This window comes from Rhizobium sp. YIM 134829, from assembly GCF_046546455.1.
On the sequence record NZ_JBKHKI010000006.1, the window covers coordinates 132,181 to 148,863 of the forward strand.

Annotated in this window: 18 protein-coding genes and 1 riboswitch; of the genes, 8 read left to right on the plus strand and 10 right to left on the minus strand. The window is 65.1% G+C overall.

Translation table 11 applies throughout. The annotated features are described in order from the left end of the window. Positions 1-22: 22 nt before the first annotated feature. Together fhuF and ACLE20_RS12495 are read left to right on the plus strand one after the other, a co-directional pair. Positions 23-775: a siderophore-iron reductase FhuF gene (gene fhuF / locus ACLE20_RS12490; RefSeq protein ID WP_410940624.1), complete on the plus strand. Its 753-nt coding sequence runs from the start codon at positions 23-25 to the stop codon at positions 773-775. A gap of 25 nt (positions 776-800) precedes the next feature. Further along, a complete protein-coding gene (locus ACLE20_RS12495; RefSeq protein ID WP_410940625.1) occupies positions 801-1,907 on the plus strand; it encodes an ABC transporter substrate-binding protein in 1,107 nt (368 codons plus the stop codon). 83 nt (positions 1,908-1,990) lie between these two features. Here ACLE20_RS12495 and ACLE20_RS12500 read toward each other — a convergent pair whose 3' ends face one another. Next, positions 1,991-2,491: a ferritin-like domain-containing protein gene (locus ACLE20_RS12500; RefSeq protein WP_410940626.1), complete on the minus strand. Its 501-nt coding sequence runs from the start codon at positions 2,489-2,491 to the stop codon at positions 1,991-1,993. Positions 2,492-2,649: 158 nt separating this feature from the next. Between ACLE20_RS12500 and ACLE20_RS12505 the strand changes: the two genes are divergently transcribed. The 4 genes from ACLE20_RS12505 (at position 2,650) to ACLE20_RS12520 (ending at position 5,091) form a co-directional block, all read left to right on the plus strand. Beyond that, positions 2,650-3,183: a hypothetical protein gene (locus ACLE20_RS12505; RefSeq protein WP_410940627.1), complete on the plus strand. Its 534-nt coding sequence runs from the start codon at positions 2,650-2,652 to the stop codon at positions 3,181-3,183. Positions 3,184-3,239: 56 nt separating this feature from the next. Beyond that, positions 3,240-3,707: an SRPBCC family protein gene (locus ACLE20_RS12510; protein WP_410940628.1), complete on the plus strand. Its 468-nt coding sequence runs from the start codon at positions 3,240-3,242 to the stop codon at positions 3,705-3,707. 56 nt (positions 3,708-3,763) lie between these two features. Further along, a riboswitch (cobalamin riboswitch) is annotated at positions 3,764-4,031 on the plus strand. Between the two features lie 46 nt (positions 4,032-4,077). Then, complete coding sequence (locus ACLE20_RS12515; RefSeq protein ID WP_410940629.1) at positions 4,078-4,254, plus strand: CbtB domain-containing protein; 177 nt, start codon at positions 4,078-4,080, stop codon at positions 4,252-4,254. A 93-nt stretch (positions 4,255-4,347) separates the two neighbouring features. Beyond that, positions 4,348-5,091 (plus strand): CbtA family protein, encoded by a 744-nt coding sequence (locus ACLE20_RS12520; RefSeq protein WP_410940630.1) that lies wholly within the window; start codon positions 4,348-4,350, stop codon positions 5,089-5,091. A gap of 9 nt (positions 5,092-5,100) precedes the next feature. Here ACLE20_RS12520 and ACLE20_RS12525 read toward each other — a convergent pair whose 3' ends face one another. Together ACLE20_RS12525 and ACLE20_RS12530 are read right to left on the minus strand one after the other, a co-directional pair. Further along, positions 5,101-5,910, minus strand: coding sequence for a (2Fe-2S)-binding protein (locus ACLE20_RS12525; protein WP_410940631.1), 810 nt, complete (start codon positions 5,908-5,910; stop codon positions 5,101-5,103). Positions 5,911-5,924: 14 nt separating this feature from the next. Continuing rightward, entirely contained in the window at positions 5,925-7,214 is a 1,290-nt protein-coding gene (locus tag ACLE20_RS12530) for a glucoamylase family protein (RefSeq protein ID WP_410940632.1), read from the minus strand. A 166-nt stretch (positions 7,215-7,380) separates the two neighbouring features. Between ACLE20_RS12530 and ACLE20_RS12535 the strand changes: the two genes are divergently transcribed. After that, positions 7,381-8,169 carry a DUF1194 domain-containing protein gene (locus ACLE20_RS12535; protein ID WP_410940828.1) on the plus strand — a complete coding sequence of 263 codons (789 nt, stop codon included), beginning with the start codon at positions 7,381-7,383 and terminating at the stop codon, positions 8,167-8,169. 71 nt (positions 8,170-8,240) lie between these two features. Here ACLE20_RS12535 and ACLE20_RS12540 read toward each other — a convergent pair whose 3' ends face one another. From ACLE20_RS12540 to ACLE20_RS12570, 7 genes are all read right to left on the minus strand, one after another. After that, positions 8,241-9,533: a flavin monoamine oxidase family protein gene (locus ACLE20_RS12540; protein ID WP_410940633.1), complete on the minus strand. Its 1,293-nt coding sequence runs from the start codon at positions 9,531-9,533 to the stop codon at positions 8,241-8,243. A 134-nt stretch (positions 9,534-9,667) separates the two neighbouring features. Further along, positions 9,668-10,378 carry a peptide-methionine (S)-S-oxide reductase MsrA gene (msrA, locus tag ACLE20_RS12545; protein ID WP_410940634.1) on the minus strand — a complete coding sequence of 237 codons (711 nt, stop codon included), beginning with the start codon at positions 10,376-10,378 and terminating at the stop codon, positions 9,668-9,670. Positions 10,379-10,566: 188 nt separating this feature from the next. After that, the gene (locus ACLE20_RS12550) at positions 10,567-11,628 is read right to left on the minus strand and encodes an ABC transporter ATP-binding protein (RefSeq protein ID WP_410940635.1); all 1,062 of its coding nucleotides are present in this window, start codon (positions 11,626-11,628) and stop codon (positions 10,567-10,569) included. Between the two features lie 6 nt (positions 11,629-11,634). Then, complete coding sequence (locus ACLE20_RS12555) at positions 11,635-12,417, minus strand: ABC transporter permease (protein ID WP_410940636.1); 783 nt, start codon at positions 12,415-12,417, stop codon at positions 11,635-11,637. Next, positions 12,414-13,313, minus strand: coding sequence for an ABC transporter permease (locus ACLE20_RS12560; RefSeq protein ID WP_410940637.1), 900 nt, complete (start codon positions 13,311-13,313; stop codon positions 12,414-12,416). The genes ACLE20_RS12555 and ACLE20_RS12560 overlap by 4 nt, the downstream gene beginning before the upstream one ends. 93 nt (positions 13,314-13,406) lie before the next feature. Continuing rightward, complete coding sequence (locus ACLE20_RS12565; protein ID WP_410940638.1) at positions 13,407-14,513, minus strand: ABC transporter substrate-binding protein; 1,107 nt, start codon at positions 14,511-14,513, stop codon at positions 13,407-13,409. Positions 14,514-14,684: 171 nt separating this feature from the next. Then, positions 14,685-15,554: a MurR/RpiR family transcriptional regulator gene (locus ACLE20_RS12570; protein ID WP_410940639.1), complete on the minus strand. Its 870-nt coding sequence runs from the start codon at positions 15,552-15,554 to the stop codon at positions 14,685-14,687. A 269-nt stretch (positions 15,555-15,823) separates the two neighbouring features. Between ACLE20_RS12570 and ACLE20_RS12575 the strand changes: the two genes are divergently transcribed. Further along, positions 15,824-16,642, plus strand: a complete 819-nt coding sequence (locus ACLE20_RS12575) for an N-formylglutamate amidohydrolase (RefSeq protein WP_410940640.1) — start codon at positions 15,824-15,826, stop codon at positions 16,640-16,642. Positions 16,643-16,683: the final 41 nt, after the last annotated feature.

The window sequence follows — 16,683 nt, forward strand, 5'->3', positions numbered from 1 at the left end:
CGCGGTGGAGAGCGCAGGCCCCATGACCGTCGCCACCGTCTTCGACCCGCCGGGCCTGAAGACGGTGTTTGCCGGCGAGCATGCTTGGTGCGGCGAGAAGATGAAGGTCACGGCGGCGCTCGAGGGTGCCGTCCCACTGTCGCAGTTCTTTGCGAGCGGCGCCTTTGAGGCCGCGTTGCAGCGCTATGGTGAGGCGCATCCTGGCGGCGATCGGCGGGCGATCGTCTCCATGTGGTCGCTCTATTATTTCTCGGCGCTTGCCATTCCCTTCATCGTCGCCCGCCGCGCCGAGCGCCTGTTGCCCGTTTCGCTGGGGACGATGACGATCGCGCTCGCCGAGGATGGCCTGCCGCGGGCTTTCGGTCTTATCGATGAAGGCGTGTGGAGCGATGAGGGCGGAGAGGATCTGGCTCGGGCGGTCGTGCCGCTGCTGCGCGGCCATCTGGAACCGGTCGTCGATCGGTTGAAGAGCCGTGCCGGCATGGCGCCGAAGCTCGCATGGAACAACGTGGCCGTCTATCTCGACTATGCCTTCAATGCGACCGCGACGACCGCCGATGCCGAAACCTGGCCCGCCCGCCCGCTCTTCGAAGCCGATCGTCTTGCCGACGGCGGCGTCAATCCCTTCAAGGGATGCCTGAAGCGGGAGTCGGACGAGATGGGGCCTGAACCAGGTCGGCTCGTCTGTCGGCGCAAGGTCTGCTGCCTGCGCTACCTGCTGCCGGGCATTCCGAGCTGCGGCGCGCTCTGCGCCTTGCCCGCCCAGCGCCATTGATCGATGTCATTCCAAGGAGCCCGCGATGATCCGGCTGCTCACGCTTCTCTGTCTTCTTCTCATGCCGATGAGCGCATGGGCCACCACCTATCCCGTCGAGGTCACGGATTCGCTTGGCCGCCGCGTCACCATCCCCGCCCGGCCGGAGGCGATCCTGCTCGGCAGCGGCTTCAACCTCGTGGCGCTTTCGCTCATCGAGAAAGATCCTGTCAGTCGCCTGGCCGGCTGGTCGACCGACATGAAGGGCGACAATCCGGAGCTCTATGTCGCCTTCGCCGCGAAGTTTCCGGCTATTGCCGATCTGCCGGTGATCGGCGACGGCACGGGCGGCGGCCTCTCGCTCGAAACGATCCTGACGTTAAAGTCCGATCTCGCCATTCTTGCCAATTGGCAGGCAGAGACGGAGGAGGGCAAGCGGCTGATCGCCATTCTCGAAGAAACCGGCGTGCCGGTGATCGTCGTCGATTTCAACAGCGATGCGATCCGCAACACGCCGTCGGCCATGCGGCTGCTCGGCCGGGTTCTCGACCGGGAGCAGGCGGCGTATGATTTTGCCCGGTTCTATGAAGAGCGCCTCGCACGAATCCGCGACCGCGTGGCCGCCGATGCCAAGCCAGGGCCAAGCGTGCTGATGGACGCGTTCCCCAATGTCGAGAAGTGCTGCTACGCCTATGGTACCGGCGGTCTGGGCGCCTTCATCACCCTTGCCGGCGGGCGCAACATTGCGGACCGCAATCTGCCGCCGCAGGGTGGCGTCGTCTCCAGCGAATATCTGATTGCGGCCGAGCCAGAGATCTATATCGCGACCTCCTCGCCAGGTGGCGCCTACAGCCCGTTCTCGATCGGTCCGGGTGTGGCGGAAACGGAAGCACGTGCAGGATTGGCCGGGGTGACCGCCATGCCGGTGCTGTCCAGCCTGAAAGCGATACGGGAGAGGAAGGTGCACGGCCTTTGGAACTTCTTCAACGCCGTGCCGCTGAACATCGTCGCGGCCGAAGCCTTCGCGACCTGGATCCGGCCCGAGCTTTTCGGCGATGTGGACCCGCGCGCGACCCTTCAAGAGATCAACCGACGCTTTGCCGCCGTGGCCTTCGAAGGGGCGTACTGGGTCAGCCTGCCACCCCGAGAATGACTGAATCGGCCGGAGCGCTGTCCGGCCGACGACTTCTAGGGAGAACCGGCATCGACGGGAGATGCCGGTGGGAGTGCCTTGCCTCAGGCGGCCTTGCCGAGGGCAGTCTTGTTGACGGCCGATTCTGCGAGCTGCGTCAGAAGTTCGTCCGTCTTGCCTTCTTCCTGCAGCGTCTCGTCGAGAAGCTTGACGGCTTCATCGAGGCCAAGCAGGCCGGCCCAGGTCTTCAGCGTGCCGTAGCGGGCGATTTCGTAGTGTTCGACAGCCTGGGCCGTTGCCAGCAGGCCGGCATCGATGGCGGGCGAGCCCTTGAATTCATCGAGAATTTCTTCGCCTTCCTCGATGATGCCTTCGATCGCGGCACAGGTCTTGCCGACGGCGCGCTTGCCGAAGATCTCGAACACCTTCTGCAAACGTTCAATCTGGCCTTCCGTCTCCTCGCGATGGGTTTCGAAAGCCTGCTTGAGCTTCGCATCCTGTGCGCCGCGGGCCATCTTCGGCAAGGTCTTGGCGATCTTGCGCTCGGCGTAGTAGACATCCTTCAGCGTGTCGTAAAACAGATCTTCGAGGGCCTTTTGAGCCATGGGTTCGATCCTTTCTCGGATGGAGTGGATATGTTCGACGCCTTCAAAACCACGCCTCCGGCGCTTTGTTCCGACTCGCAATGCGGGAATCTCCCATCACCTCTTCGCGCTTTGACCGTGACGGCGTGAGCCCTATAGTGGCGGCAGGAGGACGATGGATGGTTCTATTGCTGCTCGCCGCTGCGGGCCTGACGATCGTGTTTTTCGCCGCGCGCTTCACCCGCTTCCGGCGACTGGCCGAACCGGTTCTCTCCGTTCTCGTTGCGTTGCTTTTGATCTCCGCTTTCGTCGTCTGGCTCAAGGATGGCTCTGCCAAGCAGGTCGATCCGGCGCCGCCGCTGGCGCCTGCGCGCGCCAAGGTCGAGATCGCACCGGCCGAGATTGCGCTCGATGATCTGACATTCACGCCCAGCCAGCCGGCCGGCAGCTATGTCGCCACCGGCACGGTGCGCAATGACGGCGCCGCCTTCCTCGATTATTTTGACCTCGAAGTGACGCTGGAAGACTGCGCCGCCGATCCTTGCCGCGCAATCGGCAATGACGAGGCGCTGGTGATTGCGCGGCTGCCGCCGGGCCGGTCGGTGCCGCTGAAGGTGACGCTGGTCTTCCCCTTTCGCCAGGGTGAACCCCCGCAGGCGCCGCGCTTCAACGCCGTTGCCGGCAACATTCGCGCCGTACCGGTCGCCCGCTAGAAGCGAGATGCAGCTGCGCTCTTCGGATCGACATCGCTAAAGGAGAAAGGGCCGACATGAGCACCGACGCAAGCGAATTCGAACTCGTCCTCACCTGCCTGATCGACGCCACGCCGGAAGCGCTGTTCCGCTGCTGGACCGAGCCGGCATTGATCGAGCAATGGTTCGTGCCGAAGCCCTGGACGGTCAGCGAAGCCGTGGTCGATCTCCGCCCCGGCGGGGCCAACCGCATCGTCATGCGCAGCCCGGACGGTGTCGAGATGCCCAATCGCGGCGTCTATCTCGAGGTCGTGCCGAACCGCAAACTCGTCTTCACCGATGCCTATATCGAGGCATGGGTCCCGTCGGAAAAACCCTTCATGACGGCGATCATCAGCTTCGAGCCGGAGGAGGGGCAGACCCGCTATACGGCGCGCGTGCGTCACTGGTCGAAGACCGACCGCGATGCGCATGAGCAGATGGGGTTCCAGGAGGGTTGGGGAACCTGCGCCGATCAGTTGGCAGCGCTCGCACGCAGGCTTTGATGGCCCATGGCAAGTGCGGGCGATTGACAGAATGCCATCGCCGCGTCACATCATGATGCATCGAACGGTTCCCCGGCTGCTGCCGTATCCGGGGAGTAAACGGGAACGTGACAGGTGGACCTAGGCCAGGCACCGAAATCACGGCCGACCCCGCGACTGTAGAGCGGTCAGGGATCGTCAAGCCGGCATGCCGGCTGAAGCCACTGCATCGAAGGGCCCTGGGCCCGACGATTTGGGAAGGCGAGACGATCCTGCCGGCGATGTGCGAAGGCGCGTCGCCTGAGGCCGCGAGCCAGGAAACCTGCCGGGCGATAGGGGCATCGGGCCCCGAGGCGGGATCTCTCCCGCACACGCCATCACGGAGGTTGTCATGGCTCATTCGCGTTCCACCGTTGCGGCTCTGCCGCTCAATGACCGGCTCGTCGCCGGTGTTCTCGCTCTCTTTCTCGGAGCCGCGCTCGTCTTTGGCGCTGGTCTGGCCAATTCTACAGCGCTGCACGACACAGCGCATGATGTGCGCCATTCCTTCGGCTTCCCCTGCCACTGACAGGGTCGCCCTGACGCCGCGTCGCCTTTGCTGCTGGTCTTCGACCGGTGGCAGCTTGGCGACGTGGCCGGGCGATGAGAGGAGACCTCACTGATGATTCTTCGTACACTTCTGGTCGCCCTGGTGGCCGGGCTGATTGCCGGTGTCTTCATGACCGGCGCCCAGCATCTGCGCGTCGTGCCCCTGATTCTCGAAGCCGAGGTCTATGAACAGGGTGCGGCTCATGCAGACCATGCCGGCTTGCGATCTTCGGGTCCGGGGCTCTTCGCGCAGCTCTCGCCGGTAAGCCCTGCCTATGCCCATGACGCCGAGGGCGCGCATGGGGAAGAGGGCGGGCTGCTCTTCGGCCTCAACCGCTTCTCCGGCACCCTGCTTGCCAATCTCGTCGCGGGGGCCGGCTTCAGCCTGCTGCTGATGGGCATTGCGCTCGTCACCGGAGAGGGCGTCACGGCCCGCAACGGGCTGATCTGGGGCGCGTTCGGCTGGCTGGCCGTGCACCTGCTCCCCTCGCTCGGCCTGCCGCCGGAGCTGCCGGGTTTCCCGGCGGCTGAACTTTCGGACCGCCAGCTCTGGTGGATCGCGACTGTTCTCTTCTCGGCCGCCGGGCTCGGGCTCCTTGCCCTGCGTCGCGAGACCGCGGCCCGGATCGGCGGTCTGGTGCTGATCGCGCTGCCGCATCTTTGGGGTGCGCCGCAGCCGACCGATCTCGCCAGCCCGGTGCCGGCCGTTCTCGGAGCGGAATTCGCAGTCGCGGCGCTGGCGACGACGCTGGCCTTCTGGCTGGTGCTCGGTCTCGTGCACGGTTTGCTGAACGACCGCGCCGCCCGCGCAAGCTGATCCCAAACCTCAGGCTGGCGGCTCATGTTTGACATGGGCCGCCAGCCTCTGCCGGCGTGTCGCCGGCGGGTGCAGGCCGCAATTGTCGCACAGCCCGCCGCCCGGCGCCTGATAGGCAAGGCAGCACCCGGCCCGCTCCAGGAAGTAGTGCGCGCGCCCGTCGCCCTGACCGATGATCCGCACGAAACCGGTCTTCGGCGAGAAGAGAAGCGACCGGACATCATTCAGAATGGCGAGCCCCGCCTCCCGTCCTTCGGACTCCATGCCAAGCGCCCGCCCGCTCTCCAGAAAGGCGAGCGCCAGACTGTCAGCCACCAATTTCCATTGCGCTGTTGCAGCCAACCCGGTCTCACCCTCGATCGCGATGATAAAGGGCGCCGCCCAGCCGGCCAGTCGTTCGCCGACCTCGGCCATGTCCGAAATCGGGACCAGCCGGGCGAGGCGGAGATGCAGCTTTCGCTCATCTCCTTCCGCCCAGAGGAGACCGGCCGCATCCGCCTCGGGTGCCGCTCCGAGGCGCGCATCGAGTGCTAGGAGGGCGAGGATGCCCGCCAGCTGATAGCTGAGGAAGGCGATGGCATGGGCTCCGCGGGCCTTCAGCGGCAGACCGGGCGCGACCGCCTCGGGCAAGGCGAGAAGCGGGCCGAGCAGCCCCGGGTCCTGTGCCGCGGTGGCGAGCCGCAGGAAAGGCGGCGCGATCGGACCGAGCGTCAGGCCAATGTGCCGGGCGCGGGCTGCCGTACGCGTGACTGCGTCGCGCGATCGGCTTTCGGTCGGCGCGGAGGAGGAGGGCGGCGAGGGTGGGGTCTCAGGCAACACCCGACCGGCTTAGCTCAAAGCCAGCCGCCGGAAAAGCCCGCGCGCTGCAGCCCACGCCGCAGGACCGTGTTCGAGCGCATCAGCTGCCAGAAGAAGCCGGTGCGGTAGTTCTCGATCATCATGATCAAGAGGCCCTGGTCGAGGCCGATCCGCCGGCGGTTCTTCCAGCCCTCCGGGTCTTTGCCGGAGATGCTGGGATTGAAGCTGCCGATGAAGCCGCCATCCTCGACGGTGCCGGGATAGGCGGCGAGGATATGCCGCAGCGAGGCGAGCGCCTCCTCCGGAGCGAAGGGCAGGCAGCTCGCCGCAATCCAGGGGGCAAGGGTGCCATCATCCGGACCGAAGGGAGCGCCGCGGGCGAGATAGCCGGAAAAGGCCTGCTGGCGCCCGTCGCGCAGGCGCCGGGGGCGCTCCGGCCCATCGCAGGCCGTCAAGCCCCAGACCTCGCTGCCATAGCCGGTGAAGCCATGCGGATTGCGGATCGCATAGTCGCGATGCACGGCGATCGCCCGCTGGGTGTTGATGAAATAATCGCTGTCCTTCTCCCGCATCCCCGCATCCTGAATGCCGCGGAAGTCGATGAAGGCATGCGAGAAGAGGTGGATGAACAGCGGGCCGGCATAAAGGAAGGGCTCGCCGTCGACATCCATCCAGCCGCACTGCCGGGAGAAGCTCTCATAACTCTCGGGCGGCACGGGATAGGAGCGCGAGCCGAGCGCCAGTGCATAGAGGATGATGGCCTCGCTATAGCCCTGCCAGCGATAGGGAAGGAACCCGCCGCGCGGCTTCCAGCCGAGCACCAGCGCATCGGATGAATCCAGCGCCCAGGCCCAGTTGGCGCGGGCATAGAGCATGTCGGCAAGGTCGCGGATCTCGCGCTCCTCCGGCCGGTCCTCGTTAAAATAGGCGGCGGCGGTCAGCATGCCGGAGAGCAGCAGCGCGGTGTCGATCAGCGACAGCTCGCTGCGCCAGGCGCGCTTGCCCGTCTCCATGTCCAGGAAGTGGTAGTAGAGACCGCGATAGCCGGTCGCCGCGCGTTCGCGTGATTGTTCGCTGGTGCTGAAGAAGCAAAGGGTCGTCAGCACCCGCTCCGCCGCCGTCTGCCGCGGCAGCCAGCCGCGCTCCGCCGCCAGGCAGAGAACGGAAAGGCCAAAACCGGTCGCGGCGATGCTGGCAGGAATGTTCGGCTGGGAGGCGTCGGCAATCAGTCCCGTCGTATCGCTGCGGTATTCGTCAAAATAGCGGAACGCACCCTGCTGCAACTGGTCAAGCAGGATGGTCTGGGGAGTATCGGCAACCAGCATAAAGGGGTCTTTTCCTTCTACCTGCGCCGGGGCAGGTTTCACCGAGTGTTGACCGGGAAGCGGCTCTTGTCGGTCGCGTCAAATTCCGGTCTGATCTATCGTTGCGGCGGGTCGATCGCCGCGTGTCGGATCTGCCTACGATTGAACGCCGGGATTGGATGACATGATCTTTGCTGCGCTCTCGATGATTTTTGCTCTGACGGCCACCGCCGAGCCGGTCGCGGTGGCGAAGGGCGATCAAGTGGATGTCGAGCTGGTGCTCGCGGTCGATATGTCAGGATCGATGGACATTGAAGAGGCGCGAGTTCAGAAGCAAGGCTATATCGAGGCGCTGCGCCATCGCGAATTCGTCGATGCGGCGACCGGAGGCCTGACCGGACGGATCGCCATCAGCTATGTCGAATGGGCGGGCAGTGTCGACCAGTCCTCGCTCGTCGGCTGGCGCGTGATCGCCAATGCCGCGGATGCGGAGGCTTTTGCGAGCGAGATCGACGCGCGGCCGACTGCCACGCGCCGGGGAACCTCGATCTCCAACGCGCTCGATTTCGCGACACGGCTGATCGTCGACAATGACTATGCGGGCCTGCGCCGTGTCATCGACGTCTCCGGCGACGGGCCGAACAATCTCGGGCCGCCGGTCACGCCGGCGCGCGATGCGGCGGTGCGCAGCGGTGTGATCGTCAACGGTCTTGCCATCATGATCCGGCCCTCGGGTAGTGGTGCCGGACCTTCGCTCGACCGCTACTACGCCGATTGCGTGATCGGCGGCCCGGGCGCCTTCGTGCTGCCCGTGCACCAGGCCGAGGATTTCGCCGTCGCGATCCGGCAGAAACTGATCATGGAGGTCAGCGGACTTCAGCCCGCCCCGGCACCGAGCGTGATCCCGATCGCCGATATGGGCGTCAGCGACTGCCTGATCGGCGAAAAGCTGCGGCCCGGTTTCCTCGACCGATAGAACGGGAACCTTAAGCGTGTAAGCTGTGAGGCGCTCGTCCGTTCAAGCTCGAATCGTGTGTTGCGCTTGACTCAGCTGGCCGTTGCCGCCCTCTCGTTGGACCCAGACAAGGCCGAGGCGGCGCGTTCGGCCGCTTCCTCGCCGGCGATGATCGCGCCTTCGATATAGGTCGGGAAACTCGGGGAGAGTTCCGACGAGGCGAAGGTGATCTCCGCCGTCCCCGCCCGCAGGCGGTCTTCGGCGCCGCGCGCGGCCGCGTCGATGATCACATCGCTATAGCCGCCGCCGCTCCACCGATCGTCGATCCAGTCGCGCACAAGGAAAGCCGTCGGCTCCGCGCCTTGCGGGCCAAGCACAGCCGAGAGACGACCAAGGATTTCGGCGCGCATGAACCCCTCGTCGCGCTGATGCCAGTCGGCGGCCAGCGAGCCGCCGATGAAGGCGATGAAGCCGGCGCGCGCATCGTCGATGCTGCCGTCATAGAGGAACAGGCCCTGGCGGTCGCGCCACATCAGCCCCGAGGACAGGCTTTCCGGCCAGAAGCGGCGGCGATAGAGGATGAGAATCTTGATGACCATGCCGCTCCGCCAGGCCGAAAGCGCGGTGGCGAGCGGCGAGGGCAGGGGCGGCGCATAGGTGATCGCGCGCGCCTTGACCGGTGGGACGGCGACGATGACGTGCCGCGCCTCGATCCGGCCCCGGCTGCTGTGGATCGTGACCCCGCTGCCGTGGGTTTCGATTCGCGCCACTGGCGTGTCGAGCGAAAGGGCCGCGCCGAGATCGTCCGCCATGCGTTCCGCCAGCGTCGCCATGCCGTCCTTGAGGAAGAATTGCAGCTCGCTGTCTTCCGCCGTGTTGCGCTGGTCGCTTTCCGCCAGGTGCCAGAAGGGGATGATGTCGGGCGGCAGGCACCAGAGGCCCTGCACCATGCTGGCGAAACGCCGCTTCGCCTCGGGCGATTCCTCGCGCCTTGCCAGCCAGTCGGCGGCACTGAGCCCATCGAGCGCGGGATCGGCGGGGTCGATCTCGTCCAGAGCCTCGAACAGCGCGTCCAGATCCTCGCAGCCATCTTCCGCGCGGGGAGCGGGAACGATATGGGGCTCGCCCTGCCAGCGCGTTTCGACCGTCTCCAGCCCATAGCATTTTGCGCGCGCCATCAGCTCCGGCATGTCCGTGCAGAGGAACTGGCCGCCGGCATCCCAGCGCTGGCCACCAGGTCCTTCGATCGGCTCCACGCGCCCGCCGACGCGGGACCGCGCCTCGAGAACCCGCAGGCTGAAGCCGCGGGCCTTCAGCGACAGAGCGGCGGAGAGGCCTGCAAAGCCGGCGCCCACGACCACCACATCCACCTGCTCGCCTGCCATGCCCGTCGCTCCACTTCTGTCCTTCCCGGACATAGAGCGTTTTGCGGCGGAAGGGCAGGTGGCGGACGCGAAATAGGCTGACGTGGGCAAGCCGCACGGAAGGGCGAGCGGCCATCATGGAGAAGGCGCTGGGTTCAACCTCTCGCCTGGGAAACCAGAGCCGGCTTCTCGGCATAGAGGCCTTGGAAAAGGCTCTTCAGGTTCCCGATCTTCGGCAGGTCGTTATAGACGATGTAGGGGTAGGTCGGGTTCAGGGTGAGGAAATCCTGGTGATAGGCCTCGGCCGGGTAGAAGCCGCGCAGGCCCGAGACCTTGGTCACCACCTTCTCCGGAAAGACGCCCGCCTTGTCGAGCTGGGCGACATAGGCCCGGGCGACCTTTTCCTGCTCGGGCGTGACGGCGAAGATCTCCGAGCGATACTGCGTGCCGTGGTCCGGCCCCTGATAGTTCAGCTCGGTCGGGTTGTGGGCGACGGAGAAGAAGACCTGCAGCAGCTGGCCGTAGCTGACCTTGGCCGGATCATAGGTGACCTCGACGGATTCGGCATGGCCGGTCGTGCCGGAACTGACCGTCTCGTAGCTGGCCGTTTCCCGGCTGCCGCCGGCATAGCCGGAGACTGCATTCTTGACACCCGCCACATGCTGGAAGACGCCCTGAACGCCCCAGAAACAGCCGCCGGCAAAGACCGCCTTGGCGGTGCCGCCTTCGGCTTTCGCATCGACGGCCGGTGGCGGGATCACGACCGCCCGTTCCGCCGCGGTGGCGAGCGGCATGGTGAGGACGGCAGCAACAAGGCCGGCGCCGAGAACGAGACTGGACAGGAGAAGACGGGGACGTGCCATCATGACGAGAGCTCCGAAAGGGCGGCCGCGGAAACGGGTCGCACCCGACCGCGCAGCAAGCTGGCGGAGTCTGGCCGAAATGCAGGCGGCGCGTCAAATCGCAACTGCGTGTTCGCCGCTCGGCGGACGGACAGGCGCTGGGGAAGGGGATGCTGGGAGACGGTCGAGATGCCGCCATCGCCCAGCGGCGCCTAGTCCCGCACGATGAGCAGGTCGCCAGCGGTGAAGCGCAGGGTCACGGTGTCACCGATAGCCGGCGGCACGAGGCCGGGGCTGTTGAACATGTCGAAGGAGATCGGGCTGTCCCCGACCGAAATGCGCGTGCGGATGACCGAGCCCAGAAAATTGGTGGAGACGACCGGGCCGGTCAGCGCCGTATCGCCCTTGGCGCCTTCGGCGATCGAGCCCGCTTCCGGGCGCAGCGCCAGCGACACCGTGTCGCCGGCCTGGACGGGGCCAAGCCGTTCCTTGAGCGTGACGCCCTGGTCGCCGATCGTCACGCGATTGGCGGCCGGGTCCAGCACCTTGGCCTCGATCAGGTTGAGCGTGCCGACGAAGGAGGCGACGAAGCGGGTGGCCGGACGATTGTAGATCTCAAAGGGCGTGCCGATCTGGTCGGCGCGGCCGGCATTCATGATCACGATGCGGTCGGAGATCGACAGCGCCTCTTCCTGGTCATGGGTGACGAAGACGGTGGTGATGCCGAGTTGCTGCTGGATGAGGCGGATTTCCTCGCGCAGCGAGACGCGGATCTTGGCGTCCAGCGCCGAGAGCGGCTCGTCGAGTAGGAGCACCTGCGGCTTCGGCGCCAGGGCACGGGCGAGCGCCACGCGCTGCTGCTGGCCGCCCGACATCTGGTAGGGATAGCGATCCGCCAGATGGTCGAGGTTGATGAGGCCGAGCATCTCCTTCACGCGCTTGCCGATCTCTTCCTTGCCGGCGCCGGCGATCTTGAGGCCGAAGGCGACATTGTCGAAGACCGTCATGTTCGGGAAGAGGGCATAGGCCTGGAAGACCATGCCGATATTGCGCTGGTTGGGTTTCAGTGCGCTCTGGTCGCGGCCGTTGATGGTGATCGTGCCGGCGGTCGGCGTCTCGAAGCCGGCGACCATGCGCAGGATGGTCGTCTTGCCGCAGCCCGATGGCCCGAGGAAGGAGATGAACTCGCCCTTCTCGATGGCCATGTTGAAGTCATGCACGACATGAACCGGGCCGAAGGACTTCTTGATGTGGGTGAGGGTCAGGAAGCTCATAGGAGGTCAAACCTTGGGCGGGGCAGCCTTCTGGAGGCGCGAAACAAGTTGGATGAGGCCGAGGCAGCCCCAGGTGATGGCGAAGGCGATGACGGCCAGCGCCGCCGGCTCATAGGCCCTGTTGGCGCCCAGCAGCTGCATATAGGGACCGAAGGCCGGGCGGTTCAAAAGCGCAGCCATGGTGAATTCGCCAATGACGATGGCGAAGGTTAGGAAGGCGCCGGAAAGCACGGCGAGCAGCACATTGGGCAGAATGATGCGGGCGAGAATGGTCGCCCAACCGGCGCCGAGGCTCTGGGCGGCTTCGGTCAGCGTCGTGACATCGATGGTTCGCAGGCCGGTGTCGACGGCGCGGTACATATAGGGCAAAGCGAGCGTCGTATAGCCGAAGATCAGCAGCAGGTTGGTCCCGGCGGAGGTGCCGGTCAGCGGCAGCCAGCTCGCCGTGTTGTACAGCCGGATATAGCCGAACACGATGACGATGGCCGGAATGACCAGCGGCAGCAGCGTGACAAATTCCACATAAGGCCGCAGCCAGGGCAGCTTCAGCCGGATCCAGTAGGCTGTCGGCACCACCAGCAGCACGCCGAAGATGATGGTGGCGAGCGCCATGACCACGGAATAGGTGAAGGTCGCCTGGAAGGCGGGATCGGCGAAGACCTTGGCATAGGCGTCGAAGGAATAGACGCCGCGCCGCATCTTCAGCGAGAAATTGGTCATGCCGATGAGCGGCAGGAAGAAATAGAGCAGGCCGATCGTCAGCGCGCCCCAAGCCCAGAGCTTTCTCATTTGAGCCACCTTTCGCTGCGGGCGCGCAGCCAGATGTAGATCGCATTAGCGATCCCTGTGACGACGACCATGCCGAAGGCCAGCGCGTAACCCAGATGCGGATCTCCGAGCACGTCGCCGCGGATCTGGGCATAGAGCAGGATCGGCGCGATGTTAAGCGAGGAGCCGGTCAGTGCGATCGCCGTGGCGACGGCGCCGAAGGCATTGGCGAAGAGCAAGGCGAAGGTGCCGAGCAGCGAGGGCGTTAGGATCGGCAGGGCGACCATCCGCCAATATTGGAACCCGCTCGCCCCGAGGATCGAGGCCGCTTCCTTCCATTCCCGCTTCAGCCCGTCGAGCGCGGGGGTGATGATCAGGATCATCAACGGGATCTGGAAGAAGAGATAGGTCAGCGTCAGGCCCCAAAAGGACAGCAGATTGAAGCCGAGCAATCGCAGGTCGATGCCGAGCTCGGAGCGCAGGAAGACGGTGATCATCCCGGCCGGCCCAAGCGTGGCGATGAAGGCGAAGGCCAGCGGCACGCCGGCAAATTGCGAGGCGACCCCGGAAAAAGTCAATAAGAGCGAACGGATGCGGGCTGGCAGGCCACCCAGAACCAGCGCGGCGGCAACCGCGAAGCCGATGAGGCAGCCGAGCAGCGCCGAGGCGACGCTGATGCGAATGGAAATCCAAAAGGCTGAAAGTATTGAAGGCGTGAAAAGCGCAAAGATATTGGCGAGTGTCGGGGTGCCATCCGGTGTTTGAAAGGCGCCCAGGACGATCTTCATCGTCGGCAAAATGAGAAAAAGCAGAACGAAGAGGCCGAAGGGAAGAACGCCGACCCAGGTCAGGGGAAGGCGCCGCAGCTTTGGCTGCGTCGGCGCGGTCGTTCCGTCAGCGGTCATGGCTGGCGGCATGGTCAAGTCCCTCTCTGCGCCGCCCCCGGCGCATCGTCATGGGTCGTGTCTGCCGCCCGGCGCCTCATGCACCGGGCGGCAGAACGGCATGAATTACTTCACGTTGGCGCCGACGACGCTGTCCCAGCCGGCGGTGACGGCCGCCTTGTTGGCGTCGACTTCCTCGAGCGTCGGGAAGTAGGCCTTTTCATAGGACGCTGCCGGCGGCAGGGCGTCGATCAGGTCCTGCGGAACCTTGCCGGCCTTGACCAGGGCATTAAAGCGGATCGGGTGGCAATAGCCCTTCAGCCAGCCGATCTGGCCTTCGTCCGAATAGAGGTGCTCCATCCACAGCTTGGCTGCGTTCGGGTGCGGCGCGTAGGCCGAGATGCCCTGAACGTAAACGCCGGCCAGAACGCCCTTTTCCGGAACGACGACTTCGACCGGCGGGTTGTCGGCGAGCGTCTTCTTGGCGGAGAGCGCGTTATAGTCCCACATGACGACGATCGGAGTCGCGCCCTGGGCGAGCGTGCCGGACTTGCCGATCGTGGGGACGAGGTTGCCGGCCTTGTTGATGTCGGCGAAGAGCTTCAGACCGGCTTCGCCGGCGTCCTTGCCAGACTTGGCACCGCTGGCGAGACCGGCGGCGAGGATCGCGAGGATCGCCTGGTTGGATGCGCGCGGGTCGCCGGCCAGAGCGACCTGATTGGCGTATTCGGCCTTGGTCAGATCGGACCAGTCCTTCGGCGGGTTGGACACGAGGTCCTTGTTCACCAGGAAGGACATGACGCCGTAATAGTCGCCATACCAGTAGCCTTCGGAGTCCTTCACATTGTCCGGGATCTCGTCCCAGGTGGAGACCTTGTAAGGCTGCAGCAGGCCTTCCTTCTTCATCTGCGGACCGAAGGCGAGGCCGACATCGACGACGTCGGGGGCCTGCGGGCCCTTATTGTCCTTGTTGGCCTTGATGGCTTCGACCTCGTCGGCAGAGCCCGCATCCGGATTCAGCTCGTTGACAGTGATCTCCGGATACTTAGCCTTGAAGCTGGCGATGACATCGCCATAGCCGCACCAGTCATGCGGAAGCGCGATGGTGGTCAGCTGGCCTTCCTTCTTGGCGGCGGCGATCAGCTCTTCGCTCGGCGCGGCCGTCGCGACCGCGCTGGAGGCGATCAGGATGGCGGTGGTCAGTGAAAGTAGGCGTTTGGTCGTCGACAGCACGTTTCTCTCCTTGGGTTTTTGAACGTCATGGCCAGCACTCACCGTGCCGTTCCAATCGATCGTAGATGCTAATACGGAGCCCATGTAACGCTTGCATGACAGCTATGTTTGCATATGCGAATAAACTCATGTGTCCGGTTTGCGCCGTTTGGTGCAAGATGCGCGGCGCGGCTAAGGGCCCTCCCTGTATGGCTTGCGAAAGAGGGGCGTGGCATCGAACAGCGTTTCGAGCGCCTTCATGCGCTGGCTGGCCTCGGGCCAGATAGCGGCTTGCACGGCCTCGATCAGCGCCTCGACCGTGAAAAGCGTGACGACAGAGGAATCCCAGGCCGAGGGAGCCTCGATCTGCAGCCGAAAGACCTGCCGCGCGACAGACGCGATCGGCGAGGCCCAAGGGTCCGTAAACAGGATGATGTCGGCGCCGCGCTTCTTCGCGGCGCGCGCCAGCGTCTCCATCTCGCGCTCGTAGCGGCGGATGTCGAAGACAACGAGCACGTCACCCTTCTTCATGTCGAGCACATGATGCGGCCAGGGGCTGGTCCCGGTCGCGATCAGCGTTACCCCAGGGCGGATGACCTGGAGGTGGGTGTGGAGGTAATCGGCGAGCGTGCGGGTGATGCGGCCGCCGACCAGATAGACCCGGCGCCTGGGATCGGCGAGCAGCGTTGCCGCGCCATCGAAGTCGCGCGGGTCGATCTGGGCGAGCGAGGTGCGCAAGTTTCCGATGATCGCATCGGCAAAGCGGTTGAGGACATGGGCCGTCGGCGCCTGGGAGGCGAAGCGGTCATGTTTGGCGATCGGGTTCTGGATCGTCGCCTCGAGTTCGCTATGCAGCCGGGCCTGGAAATCCGGGAAGCCGCGAAAGCCGAGCTTCTGTACCATGCGCGCGACCGTCGGCGTCGAGACGCCGGCACTCTCTGCCACCGTCGTGATGCTGCCGAGGCCTGAGACGGGATAGTTGTCGAGCAGCGTCTGTGCCAGCTGACGCTCCGCACGCGTCAGCGCCGCAAAATTGGCAGCGATCACCTCGGACACGGTCATGTCCCTGGCAGCCGTGGCAGACGGCAGTGCACCCATTCTCGCCCAGTCCCCTCAAGGCCGATCTCTTGCCAGCCCTTAAAGCCGAGTAAAGAACGGTCAGCGAGGGGTGTCAAACGATATTTGAAGAGATCGTTTCAGTGTGGATTGACACTCTCAGTTTTGTGAAGAATTCTCTTCAAAAAAATCGCGTGGGCTTCAAGGCTGCCATGAGGGCAGCTCGTCCCGCGGCAGAATGCAGCGTGATGCTGATGATGAGGGAGCAGAGGCCTATGGGGGCGCTTCTGACGACAGGGGACGGCGCGGCGGTTGCCGAGGAAAGACCCGAGGCCAAAGGCCCGGTCATCCTCGTCTGCGAACATGCCTCGGCAACCCTGCCGGAGCGCATCGGCACGCTTGGCCTGACAGAAGCGGCGCTTTCGAGCCACATTGCCTGGGATCCGGGCGCGCTTGCCGTCTGCCGCCTCTTGAGCGAAGCGCTCGATGCCACGCTCGTCTTCCAGCGCTTCTCGCGCCTGGTTTATGATTGCAACCGCCCGCCGGAGGCAGTCAGTGCCATGCCGCCGGTGAGCGAGGTCTTCGAGATCCCCGGCAATCAGGGCCTGACGCCTAAGGAGCGTCTGGCGCGCACGGAAGCGCTCTATTTTCCGTTCCGCGACCACCTCGCCCGGCTCGTTGCAGCGCGCAAGGCGGACGGCCGGGCGCCCGTGCTCGTCACCGTTCATTCCTTCACCCCCATCTATTTCGGCAAGCCGCGCGAGGTCGAGCTCGGCATTCTGCATGACAGCGATAGCCGGCTTGCCGATGCGATGCTGGCGGCGGGCGAGGGCGAAGCGGGGGTCGTGATCCGCCGCAACGCGCCTTACGGGCCGGCAGACGGGGTGACGCATACGCTCATCGAACATGGCGTGAAGGCGGGGATCGCCAATGTCATGATCGAGATCCGCAATGATCTGATTGCAGAGGAGAGCGGCCAAAGGGTCATGGCTGCACTTCTTGCAAGGCTGCTCGGCTCCGGCCTGGCGGCGCTTGCGAATGAAAACAACAAAGACCCGGGGAGCGGCATGTCCGCGGATGGGGCGCGGCGCTGAGAGGCGCCATGCCGACACAAGGGTTTCCGGCAATTCCGCCG